8 protein-coding genes and 2 pseudogenes are annotated in these 12,009 nt (G+C 61.3%); 7 read left to right on the forward strand and 3 right to left on the reverse strand.

The features are described from left to right. Positions 1-33 precede the first annotated feature (33 nt). Genes JFT66_RS28145 through JFT66_RS28155 form a run of 3 tightly spaced genes read left to right on the forward strand, consistent with a single transcriptional unit; the run spans position 34 to position 5,541 of the window. On the forward strand, positions 34-1,254 hold the full coding sequence (locus JFT66_RS28145) for a TolC family protein (protein WP_153838977.1): 1,221 nt from the start codon (positions 34-36) through the stop codon (positions 1,252-1,254). 19 nt (positions 1,255-1,273) lie between these two features. Then, positions 1,274-2,380 carry an efflux RND transporter periplasmic adaptor subunit gene (locus JFT66_RS28150; protein WP_034117950.1) on the forward strand — a complete coding sequence of 369 codons (1,107 nt, stop codon included), beginning with the start codon at positions 1,274-1,276 and terminating at the stop codon, positions 2,378-2,380. A gap of 17 nt (positions 2,381-2,397) precedes the next feature. Then, positions 2,398-5,541 (forward strand): CusA/CzcA family heavy metal efflux RND transporter, encoded by a 3,144-nt coding sequence (locus tag JFT66_RS28155; RefSeq protein ID WP_198860544.1) that lies wholly within the window; start codon positions 2,398-2,400, stop codon positions 5,539-5,541. 58 nt (positions 5,542-5,599) lie between these two features. On the opposite strand, the gene JFT66_RS28160 is transcribed toward JFT66_RS28155, so the two are convergent. From JFT66_RS28160 to JFT66_RS28170, 3 genes are all read right to left on the reverse strand, one after another. Beyond that, a complete protein-coding gene (locus JFT66_RS28160) occupies positions 5,600-7,060 on the reverse strand; it encodes a heavy metal sensor histidine kinase (protein ID WP_034117952.1) in 1,461 nt (486 codons plus the stop codon). Then, positions 7,057-7,731 carry a heavy metal response regulator transcription factor gene (locus JFT66_RS28165; protein ID WP_034117953.1) on the reverse strand — a complete coding sequence of 225 codons (675 nt, stop codon included), beginning with the start codon at positions 7,729-7,731 and terminating at the stop codon, positions 7,057-7,059. Before JFT66_RS28165 ends, JFT66_RS28160 begins: the two co-directional genes overlap by 4 nt. A 340-nt stretch (positions 7,732-8,071) precedes the next feature. After that, complete coding sequence (locus JFT66_RS28170) at positions 8,072-9,391, reverse strand: OprD family porin (RefSeq protein WP_198860545.1); 1,320 nt, start codon at positions 9,389-9,391, stop codon at positions 8,072-8,074. Between the two features lie 225 nt (positions 9,392-9,616). Here JFT66_RS28170 and JFT66_RS28175 point away from each other — a divergent pair, with 225 nt between their 5' ends. The 4 genes and pseudogenes from JFT66_RS28175 (at position 9,617) to JFT66_RS28185 (ending at position 12,007) form a co-directional block, all read left to right on the forward strand. Further along, entirely contained in the window at positions 9,617-9,949 is a 333-nt protein-coding gene (locus tag JFT66_RS28175) for a DUF2790 domain-containing protein (protein WP_198860546.1), read from the forward strand. Positions 9,950-10,144: 195 nt separating this feature from the next. Next, positions 10,145-10,831 (forward strand): annotated as a pseudogene (locus tag JFT66_RS30330) (PAS domain-containing protein); the annotation flags it as partial. 108 nt (positions 10,832-10,939) lie between these two features. Next, positions 10,940-11,371: pseudogene (locus JFT66_RS30335) on the forward strand (methyl-accepting chemotaxis protein); the annotation flags it as partial. Positions 11,372-11,431: 60 nt separating this feature from the next. Beyond that, a complete protein-coding gene (locus JFT66_RS28185) occupies positions 11,432-12,007 on the forward strand; it encodes a flavin reductase family protein (RefSeq protein WP_034117957.1) in 576 nt (191 codons plus the stop codon). Positions 12,008-12,009: the final 2 nt, after the last annotated feature.

Here is a 12,009-nt window from a genome sequence, read left to right on the forward strand (position 1 = left end):
CCTCAGCGACTTCATGGGCGTGGAACTCTCGTTATGGCAATTTCCGTTAGAACACTGTTGAGCGCGGCGGCGTTGTGGGTAGCCGCAAACGCCGCCCAGGCACAACCCCTTACCCTCGATGCAGCGTTGCAAGCCGCCTTCGCCAACAACCCGGACCTGGCGGCCGCGCAATGGGAAATCGACATCGCCCAAGGCGGCCGCCAGCAGGCCGGTTTGATTCCCAACCCGGTGGCCTCCTGGGACGCCGAAGACACCCGCCGCAACAGCCGCACCACCAGCATCAAACTCAGCCAGACCCTGGAACTGGGTGGCAAACGCGGTGCGCGCATCGAGGTCGCTACCCGCGCCCAGGACGCCGCCGCATTGACCCTGGAGCAGCGCCGCAACGTCCTGCGTGCCGAGGTGATCGACAGCTATTACGGCGCCCTGCGCGCCCAGGAGCGCCTCGACCTGGCGCAACGCTCAATGGCCTTGGCCGAACGCGGCCTGGTGGTCGCCAACGGGCGCGTCACCGCTGGCAAGTCATCACCGGTGGAAGCCACCCGCGCCCAGGTGCAGGTGTCGGAAATCCGCCTGGAGTTGAATCGCGCACACATTGGCCAGGCCGATGCCTACCGCCGCCTGGCCGCCAGCACCGGCAGCGCCGCCACCGACTTCCAGGCGGTCGCCACGCAAAACACCTCCGTACCCGCGTTACCCGCCGCCGCGCAATTGCTGGCGCGTCTTGAGCAGACCGCCGAGCTACGCCTGGCCGAACTGAATATCGTGCAAAACGAAGCCAGCGTGGGCCTGGAAAAAGCCCAGCGCATTCCGGACCTGGATGTGTCCATCGGCAGCCAATACGACGCCAGCGTGCGCGAGCGAGTCAACCTGGTGGGCGTGTCGATGCCCATCCCGTTATTCAACCGCAACCAGGGCAACATCCTGGCCGCCAGCCGTCGTACCGACCAGGCCCGCGACCTGCGCAACGCTGCCGAGCTGCGCCTGCGCACCGAAACCCGCCAGGCCCTGGACCTGTGGCAAACGGCGAATACCGAAGTGCGCGCATTCAACCAGCAGATCCTGCCCGCCGCACAAAGTGCGGTCGACAGCGCCACTCGTGGTTTCGAGATGGGCAAGTTCAACTTCCTCGATGTGCTCGACGCCCAGCGCACGTTGATCGCGGCCCGCACCCAGTACCTCACGGCGACCGCCCAGGCCACCGACGCCTGGGTACGCATCGAACGAATTTACGGCGACCTCGCCCGGCTTTGATTTTTCCTGGAGTCTCCTGATGAATAAAAAACATGGCATGGCGTTCGCCGTCGCCTTGGGCCTGATGCTGTCCGGCTTCGCCCACGCCGACGAAGAAGAAGGCCACCTCGAACTCACCGAGCAACAGATCCAGGCCGCCGGCATCCAACTGGCCCAGGCTCAACCGCGTTCGATCAGCACCGTGCTGACGCTGCCGGGCGAGGTGCGCTTCGATGAAGACCGCACCTCTCACATCGTGCCCCGCGCCGCAGGTGTGGTGGAGGCGGTGAAGGTCAATCTTGGCCAGTCGGTGAAGAAGGGTGAGCTATTGGCGGTGATCGCCAGCCAGCAGATTTCGGACCAGCGCAGTGAGCTGGCGGCCAGCGAGCGCCGGGTCGAGCTAGCGCGCACCACCTTCCAGCGCGAGCGCCAGTTGTGGCAGGACAAAATCTCCGCCGAGCAGGATTACCTGCTGGCGCGGCAAACCCTGCAAGAAGCCGAAATCGCCCTGAACAATGCTCGGCAAAAGATGACCGCCCTCAGCGGCAGCGCGGTGTTGGCCGGTGGCAATCGCTATGAACTGCGTGCGCCGTTCGCCGGGGTGGTGGTGGAAAAACACTTGGGCGTGGGCGAGGTGGTCAGTGAAACCAGCAACGCGTTCACGCTCTCGGACTTGTCCCAGGTGTGGGTCACCTTCGGTGTATTTCCCAAGGACTTGAACAAGGTTCGCGTGGGCAAACCGGTGAAAGTCAGCTCGACGGAAATGGGCACCGAAGTGCTGGGCACCGTGGCGTATGTCGGCAACTTGCTCGGTGAGCAGACGCGCACCGCCACCGTCCGCGTGACGGTACCCAACCCCGACGACGCCTGGCGCCCAGGCTTGTTCGTGGCCGTACAAGTGGCCACCGATACCTACCAGGCCAAGGTCACCGTGCCGCAAGCCGCGATCCAGACCGTCGAGGACAAACCCTCGGTGTTCGTACGCACCGCAGACGGTTTTGTCACTCGCCATCTTGAGCTGGGTGTCAGTGAAAACGGCTACGTCGAAGTGCGCAAAGGCCTGGAGGCCGGCGCGCAGGTGGCGACAGTTGGCAGCTTCATCCTCAAGTCCGAACTGGGCAAAGGCTCGGCCGAACACGCCCATTGATCTGCGAGTGATTCCCCATGTTTGAGCGCCTTATCCAATTCGCCATCGAGCAGCGCATCATCGTGCTGCTGGCGGTGCTGTTGATGGCCGGTATCGGCATCGCCAGCTATCAGAAACTGCCCATCGACGCGGTGCCTGATATCACCAACGTGCAGGTGCAGATCAACTCGGCAGCGGCCGGGTTCTCGCCGTTGGAAACCGAGCAGCGCATCACCTTTCCCATTGAAACCGCCATGGCCGGTCTGCCCGGCCTGCAGCAAACGCGCTCGTTGTCGCGGTCCGGCTTGTCCCAGGTCACGGTGATTTTCAAGGACGGCACCGACCTGTTCTTCGCCCGCCAACTGGTCAACGAGCGCCTGCAAGTGGCCCGCGAGCAATTGCCCGATGGCATCGAGACCGCGATGGGGCCGATTTCCACCGGGCTCGGGGAAATTTTCCTGTGGACCGTTGAGGCCGAGGACGGTGCTCGCAAAGAAGACGGCACGCCGTACACACCGACTGATTTGCGGGTGATTCAGGACTGGATCATTAAACCGCAACTGCGCAACGTGCCGGGTGTGGCCGAGATCAATACGATCGGCGGCTTCGCCAAGGAATACCAGATTGCGCCAGACCCCAAGCGCCTGGCCGCCTACAACCTGACGCTCAATGACCTGGTCACAGCGCTGGAGCGCAACAACGCCAACGTCGGCGCCGGTTATATCGAGCGCAGCGGCGAGCAGTTGTTGATCCGTGCGCCGGGGCAAGTGGCGTCTATCGACGACATCGCCAACATCGTCATCACCACCTCGGACGGCACGCCGATCCGCGTGCGCAATGTGGCCCAGGTCGACATCGGTCGTGAGCTGCGCACGGGTGCTGCCACCGAAAACGGCCGTGAAGTGGTGCTGGGCACGGTGTTCATGTTGATTGGCGAGAACAGCCGCAGCGTGTCCCAGGCGGTGGCGAAAAAGCTCGAGGAGATCAACCGCTCCCTGCCCGAAGGCGTTGTGGCGGTCACCGTCTACGACCGCACCAACCTGGTGGAAAAAGCCATCGCCACGGTGAAGAAAAACCTCTTCGAAGGCGCGTTACTGGTCGTTGCGGTGCTGTTCCTGTTCCTCGGCAATATCCGTGCGGCGCTGATCACTGCGATGGTGATTCCGCTGGCGATGCTATTCACCTTCACCGGCATGTTCACCAACAAAGTCAGCGCCAACCTGATGAGCCTCGGCGCGTTGGACTTCGGCATTATCGTCGACGGCGCGGTGGTGATCGTCGAGAACGCCATCCGCCGCTTGGCCCATGCACAGCAGCGCCATGGCCGCCTGCTGACCCGCAGTGAGCGCCTGCACGAAGTCTTTGCCGCGGCCAAGGAAGCGCGACGGGCGCTGATCTTCGGGCAACTGATCATCATGGTGGTGTACCTGCCGATCTTTGCCCTTACCGGGGTGGCCGGGAAGATGTTCCATCCGATGGCCTTCACGGTGGTCATCGCCTTGCTCGGCGCGATGATTCTGTCAGTCACCTTCGTACCGGCGGCGATTGCGTTGTTCGTCACCGGCAAGGTCAAGGAAGAAGAAAACCTGGTGATGCGCAGCGCGCGTCGGGTGTATGACCCGGTGCTCAATTGGGTGATGACGCGCCGCCCGCTGGTGTTTGGCCTGGCGCTGCTGACCATCGTCGTGTCGGGCGCTGTCGCCAGCCGCATGGGCAGCGAATTTATCCCCAGCCTCAGCGAGGGCGACTTTGCCCAGCAGGCACTGCGTGTACCTGGCACCAGTCTGACGCAATCGGTGCAGATGCAGCAGCAACTGGAAAAAACCTTGCTGGCCGAGGTGCCGGAAATCGAGCGGGTGTTTGCGCGCACCGGTACGGCGGAAATTGCCTCCGACCCGATGCCGCCGAACATCTCCGACAGCTACGTGATGCTCAAACCCAAGGACCAATGGCCCGATCCGAAGAAGTCCCGCGAGGCCATCATCGCTGATATCCAAAGGGCCAGTGCGATTGTGCCGGGCAGCGCGTACGAGCTGTCGCAACCGATTCAGCTGCGCTTCAACGAACTGATTTCCGGGGTGCGCAGCGATGTGGCCGTGAAGGTGTTTGGCGATGACATGGCGGTGCTCAACACCACCGCCGCGGAAATCGCCGAGACCTTGCAGAAGCTCGACGGTGCCTCGGAAGTGAAAGTGGAGCAGACCTCCGGGCTGCCGGTGCTGACCATCAATATCGACCGCGACAAGGCGGCCCGTTTTGGCCTGAATGTGGGCGATGTGCAGGACACCATTTCCGTTGCCGTCGGTGGGCGACAGGCCGGTACGTTGTACGAAGGTGATCGGCGCTTCGACATGGTCGTGCGTTTGTCCGACGCGCTGCGCACGGATATCGAAGGCTTGTCACGGCTGTTGATTCCGGTGCCGGCGCTGGCCAGCAACACGTCTGGGCAACTGGGCTTTATCGCCTTGTCCCAGGTCGCCAGCCTCGACCTGGTGCTGGGCCCCAACCAGATCAGCCGCGAGAACGGCAAGCGTCTGGTGATCGTCAGCGCCAACGTGCGTGGGCGTGATATCGGCTCGTTTGTGGAGGAAGCCGAAGCCGCCATCCTCAGCCAGGTGAAAGTGCCTGCCGGTTACTGGACCACTTGGGGCGGCCAGTTCGAACAACTCAAAGAGGCCTCCGAGCGCCTGCGCATCGTGGTGCCGGTGGCGTTGCTGCTGGTGTTCGGGTTGCTGTTCATGATGTTCAACAGCCTCAAGGACGGCTTGTTGGTGTTTACCGGGATTCCGTTCGCGCTGACCGGTGGGATCATGGCGCTGTGGCTGCGGGATATTCCGCTGTCGATTTCGGCGGGGGTGGGCTTTATCGCGTTGTCCGGTGTGGCGGTGCTGAACGGCCTGGTGATGATCGCCTTTATCCGCAACCTGCGTGAAGAAGGCCGTTCGTTATCGGTGGCGATCCACGAAGGCGCGCTGACCCGCTTGCGCCCGGTGTTGATGACTGCGTTGGTGGCGTCCCTCGGCTTTATCCCGATGGCGCTCGCCACCGGCACCGGCGCCGAAGTACAACGCCCGTTGGCGACGGTGGTGATTGGCGGGATTATTTCATCGACATTGCTGACGCTGCTGGTGTTGCCGGCGTTGTATCAGTGGGCTCATCGCCGCGACGAAGAGACCGCCTGACAACCTTGAAACGCCGTTACCCCATTGTGGGAGCGGGCTTGCTCGCGAATGCGCCAGTTCAGTCGATACCTGTATTGGCTGACACACTGCTTTCGCGAGCAAGCCCGCTCCCACATGGGACCTGCGGTGCCTCCAGGGACAGGGGAAAGGCCAGGCTGAACCGCGTAAAGCGCCCGAGCTGGCTGGTGACATGAGCGTGCCCTTGGTGCAAATGCATGATCGACTTGACGATAGCCAACCCCAACCCGGTGCCACCCTCTGCACGGGTGCGGCTGCTGTCGGCGCGGTAGAAGCGTTCGAACAGGTGCGCCAGGTGGTGCGCTTCGATGCCACGCCCCGGGTTGCCCACTGACAGCGACACGCTCTCGCCGTAGGTCTCCACCAAGAGCAACACGGTTGAGCCTTCAGGCGTATGGCGAATGGCATTGGAGAGCAAATTGGAAATCGCCCGCTGGATCATCAGGCGATCGCCGGTCACCCAGGCATCGCCGCGCAGGCTCAGGGTGACCTGTTTGTCTTCGGCACTCAGGGCAAACAGCTCCATCACCCGCTGGGCTTCTTGTGCCAGGCACACTTCGGTGAATGAGGCCCGTGCCGCCGGATGGCTGACCTGGGCCAGGAACAACATGTCGCTGACGATACGCGCCAGGCGTTCGAGCTCCTCGGTGTTGGATTCCAGCACCGCCTTATATTCCTCAGGCGGCCTCTGGCGCGACAGGGTCAGTTGGGCCTTGCCCATCAGGTTGGTCAGAGGCGCGCGCAATTCGTGGGCCAGGTCATCGGAGAATTGCGAGAGTTGCTGCACTCCGGCATCCAGGCGGTTGAGCATCACGTTGAAGCCTTGGGCGAGTTCACCCAGTTCGTGGGGCAAGTTGTCGACGGACAAACGATGAGTCAGGTCCTGGGTGGTGACTTTCGCCGCCACCTGGCTGAACTGCTTCAACGGTGCCAAGCCACGTTGCACCAGCCACCAGGCGCCCATGCCGATCAGGATCAACAGCAGCGGCAGCGCAATCAGCGTGGCGCGCAGGTAGGCGCTGAGCAGCGCCTGGTCGTCCATGCGGTCCAGGGACAGCAGCACCCGCACGCGTTCACCGCTGGCCAGGCGCATCAGGCTGGAGGCGCTGAGCACCTGGTTGCCGTTGTTGTCGGTCCAGTTCAGGTAGCCGAGGGTTTCCCGTGGCCTGAAGTCAGTGAGCAACGGCTCTTGGGGCTTGGCGCCGATGTTGAGTAGCACGCTGTCATTGGGGGCGGTACCGACGATGGTCAGGTAGAAATTGTCGTGGCCGATGACCAGGTCCAATAGTGAATGGGGACGGGCGCGGATGGCCTGGGCATCGAGGCCCAGGGCCAGGCTGTGCTGGATCTGCTCCATCTTGCTTTCCAGGCCCTTGCGCGCCAGCTTTTCCAACTCATGGGTGAGGGCCAGATAGGCCAGTGTGGCGAGCAGCAACACCAGGCCTGCGCCCATCAGGCTGACGGTCAAGCCCAGGCGCATCGACAGGCTGCTGGTTCTCATGGGCGCGCTTCCAGCACGTAGCCCACGCCGCGAATGGTGTGGATCAGCTTGACCTCGCTCTGGTCATCCACCTTGGCCCGCAGGCGGCTGATGGAGACTTCCACCACGTTGGTGTCGCAGTCGAAATTCATGTCCCACACCAGGGAAATAATCTGTGTGCGGGTCAGCACTTCACCGGACTGGCGCATCAGCACTTGCAGCAGGGCGAACTCCTTGGTGGTCAGGTCGATGCGCCGGGTGCCGCGATAAGCGCGATGGCGGCGCGGGTCCAGCTCCAGGTCCGATACGCGGAACACTTCCGGCTGCGGGATGTGTTCGCTGCGCCGCAACAGCGTACGCACCCGTGCCAACAGCTCGGGAAACTCGAACGGCTTGACCAGGTAATCATCGGCGCCCATGTCCAGGCCCTTGATCTTGTCGGCCAGCCGGCCACGGGCGGTCAGCATCATCACGCGCTGGGAGCCGTTGCGGCGCAGTTGTTCCAACACTTGCCAGCCATCCTTGCCGGGCAGGTTGACGTCGAGAATCACCAGCTCATAAGCATGCTGCCCAGCCAGGTGCAGGCCGTCGATACCATTGGCGGCGCAGTCGACCACGTAGCCACTTTCGTTCAGGCCCTGCTGCAGGTAGTCAGCGGTTTTTTGCTCGTCCTCAACCACAAGGATACGCATGGGGGTTACCTCTTAATTTGGGGAGAGAGAAGGCGCCCATTTCCTTATGGCGGCTGTTATCAGGGGAGTAGGAAAAGTCTGAACGATGAAGTAGCTTTAGGGTCAACTGCGACCATCGGTCGCATGGTGCCGCGAGCAAAAAAAACGCCCCAGGCGGGGCGTTAAAAATTCATCTCTTTCCAAAGGAGCTACACAAAAGCTTCAGAGATGAATGTGCTCGGTGAATAAGTTGAAGCGAGTATAGAAAGTTCAACTTAACGAGAAGCTGGGGCCAATATTACAATTTTGATAGCCGGCTATTTGTGAACAGATGTTAGTTAATCGCGAGCGAATGTAAGCTTCACAGCACGGCCAGTGGATATTCGGCAATCAGGCGAACTTCTTCCAGGTCTGATTCGAACGCACTGGAGCGTACTGTGGCCTGGCGCAAACGCAGCGACAGGTCCTTCAAGCGCCCACCTTGCACCACGTACTTGGCCTCGATATCCCGCTCCCAGCGGCGTTGATCGGTCAGCGGGTTACCTGCTGCATCGCGACGCATATACACAGCGTTGGCGTTGCTGTAGTCGGCGCCGGTGCCTTTGCCGTAGCGGGTCATGAACGACAGGCCCGGGATGCCGAACGCCTGCATGTCCAGGTCGTAGCGCACCATCCATGAACGCTCCTTGGGCGAGTTGAAGTCGCTGTACTGGATCGAGTTGTTGAGAAAGATCGAGTCCGACTGGCGCAGGTAATCGAAGTCATCGTCGCCGTTGTTGCGCTGGTGCGACACGGCCACGCTGTGGGCGCCGACCTTGACCCCGAGCCTGGCGCTCCAAATGTTGTTGTCGAATTCGCCAAGCAGTTTCTTACCTTCGTCCACGGCCTTGTAGTAGTTGAAATCGCCGAACAGCGACACGTCGTCGTTCAGCGGATAGCTGGCGGCGCTGCCGAAGTAGTACTGATCCCAGGCGTCCTTCAAGCGGCTGCTGTAGAGGCTGACGCTGAGGTGTTTGTTGAGTTGGTAGTCACCGCCGAAATAGCCGACCCAGGGCGAATCGACCTTGCCCGCATAGAAGGTGGCAAAGCCCTTGTTCATGCCGCTTTCACTGGGCTGGCTCATGCTGCTCAGCCGCCCACCTTGCAGGCTCAGGCCTTCCAGGCTGGTGTTTTGTGCGGTGACGCCGCGAAAGCTTTCCGGCAACAGTCGTGAGTCGCCGTACGCCACCACGGGAGTGAGCGGGAACACATCGCCGGCTTTGATCACCGTGTCGAACACGCGCAGTTTCGCCGCGCCGCCGACTTTGCCGTAGCTGCTTTGCGGCTGGTTGTCGCTGTTGACTGGCAGCACGCCGAACGAGCCTTTGCCGCCGCTGCGGCCGGTACCTGAGTCAAGCTTGAGGCCGTACATGGCAAACGCATCCAGGCCAAACCCCACGGTGCCTTGGGTAAAACCGGATTCGAACTTGCCGATCAAGCCTTGCGCCCAGGCTTCGGAGTAGCCATTGCCGGTGGGGCTGGACTGGCCCTTGCGATCATCGCGGTTGAAGTAAAAATTGCGCGCCAGCACGTTCACGCTGCTGCCTTCGATAAAACCTTCGGGCTTGTGTTCCACGGCCACCGCGGCCAGGGGCAGTGCGGCCATCAGTGAAAAGGGAAGGGTGTAGTGACGAATGCTCATGATGCGCTCCTCGGTGATGGCAGTTATCAGCTCTTATAGAGGTGGGCGTTCTTATTAATATGGCCCGGGTCGATAGTTGCAAACGGCGGATAACAGCTGCATTGCGCAAAGATGACAATTCTGGAAACTAACGGCCATCTAACAAATACGTAATGTTCTGGTGAACATGGCGTCAGGGTTCGCTGGTTAATCTCGACACTGAACTTTTCAGTCGAGGAACTTGTGATGAATTTTTATAAACTAGGGTTAGGCGTATTAACCGCAGTCTTGTCACTTGGTGCGTTGGCCGAAGGGGGTGGGGATCGTACCTTTGCCCTGATGATGGAGCGCAATGAGAAAGCCATGGCCGCCTACGCGATCAAAAAAGGCAAGCCGGTGCCCGAGGTACAGGCCTACCGCTATGGCATGGACCTGGACATTGCCGAGGTGGTCAACGTGACGCCGCCGATTCGTTCGTGCAACCCAGTGCCGTCGCGCATGACCTATGAGGACTCCAGTGGCAAGCTCAATACCCTGGAGTATCAGGTGATGGGTGTGTGCCGAAACAATGGCGGTTGATGGATCCAAAAATATAGTTGGGCCATGGGCTGAAGCGCTATTCAGAAAACGCTGGCAGCGCCGATGCAGCGTTAATCGTCCCGCCCATTTGCCCACCGGTGCCCTATGTTCAATACCCGCCTGAAGCAGGAGCTGTCCGCTCTTCGCGAAGAATTGTCGAGCTTGCTGCAGGTCAAGGAAAGCCTGGAAAGCGAAATGCTGTGCCTGACGCTGGATGCCGACGGCCGGGTGGAGTGGGCCAATGCCAACTTCCTGCAGGAACTGGCCTACCAGGCGAGCAACCTTGTGGGGCAGTCTATCGAAGACCTGGTGCCGGCTCATGTGCGCCAGGACGAATTCCAACTGCGTTTCAAGCATGCGCTGGCCCGCGGTGAACACTTCGCCGGCACCGTGCGCTTGCTGCGTGGCAATGGCAAGGAAGCGTGGCTGCGTTCAATCGTGCAGCCGGTGCGCAGCTCGGATGGGCGTATCAAGCATTTTTCGATCTACTCCAGCGACCTCACCCGCACCATCGAGGGTTCGCGCGAACATGAAAACCTGATCACCGCGCTGGTGCGCTCTACGGCCGTGATCGAGTTCGACCTGAACGGGAACGTGCTCACCGCCAATGACCGCTTCCTCAGCGGCATGGGCTACAGCCTGGCGCAGATCCAGGGCAAACATCACCGGATGTTCTGCGAGCCGCAGGAATACAACAGCGCCGAGTACCAACAGTTCTGGAAACGCCTGAACGCCGGTGAGTTCGTCGCGGCGCGTTTCAAACGTGTGGACAGCCATGGCCGCGTGGTGTGGTTGGAAGCCACCTATAACCCGGTGCTGGACGCCAATGAGCGGCTGTACAAAGTGGTCAAGTTCGCCACGGTGATCACCGACCAGGTCAACCGCGAGCAGGCAGTGGCCGAGGCCGCCAACATTGCCTACAGCACTTCCTTGCAAACCGATGATAGCGCCCAGCGCGGCACTACCGTGGTGACCCAGGCGGTGGATGTGATGCGTGACCTGGCCCAGCACATGCAACAGGCTGGCGAAGGTATTGAGGCGCTCAACGCCCAGTCCCAAGTGATCGGCACTATCGTCAAGACCATCAGCGGCATCGCCGAGCAGACCAACCTGTTGGCGCTCAACGCGGCCATCGAAGCGGCGCGTGCCGGTGAGCAGGGGCGTGGCTTTGCGGTGGTGGCCGATGAGGTTAGGCAACTGGCTTCTCGCACCAGTAAAGCCACCGAAGAGATTGTCGGCGTGGTGCGCCAGAACCAGGACATGGCCCGCGACGCGGTCGCCCTGATGGCTGACGGTCGCCTGCAAGCTGAACAAGGCCTGGCCCTGGCGGCCGAGGCGGGCACGGTGATTGTGGAAATCCAGGATGGCGCGCAAAAAGTGGTGAGTGCGGTCGGGCAGTTTGCCAATCAGCTGTCGAGCTGATCTGTCGGGCTTGTGCTTGAGGTATCTTAGGGCTTTTCTCGCTTGCAGAGCTGATCGTCCATGAGCCCTACTTACCGTCGCCCCGTCCCACTGTCCAAGGCCTACCGCTTGCTCAACCACGGGCCAACCGTGTTGGTCAGCGCGGCCCACAATGGCCAGCGCAATATCATGGCCGCTGCATGGGCCATGCCATTGGATTTCGAACCGCCGAAAGTCGCGGTGGTGCTCGACAAGGCCACCTGGACCCGCCAATTGCTGGAAGGCGCCGGCACCTTCGTGCTGCAGGTACCTTGCGTGGCGCAGGCCGATCTGGTTCAGACGGTGGGCAACACCACAGGCTCTGAAACCGACAAATTCGCAACCTACGGCCTGCAAAGTTTTAACGGCGAACACACCGAGGCACCGATGCTGGAAGGTTGCGTGGCTTGGCTGGAATGCCGCCTGCTGCCCGAGCCCCATAACCAGCAGACCTATGACCTGTTCCTGGGTGAAGTGGTCGCGGCCTATGCTGATGAGCGGGTGTTCAGCGAGGGCCGCTGGCATTTTGAAGGCTATGATCAACTGCGTACGTTGCACCATGTGGCGGGCGGGAATTACCTGACCATCGGCCAGCCGATTGTCGGGCGCCAGCTCTAACC

The sequence above is a fragment of the Pseudomonas sp. MF6755 genome (assembly GCF_016405635.1).
Classification (GTDB): Bacteria; Pseudomonadota; Gammaproteobacteria; order Pseudomonadales; family Pseudomonadaceae; genus Aquipseudomonas; species Aquipseudomonas haemolytica.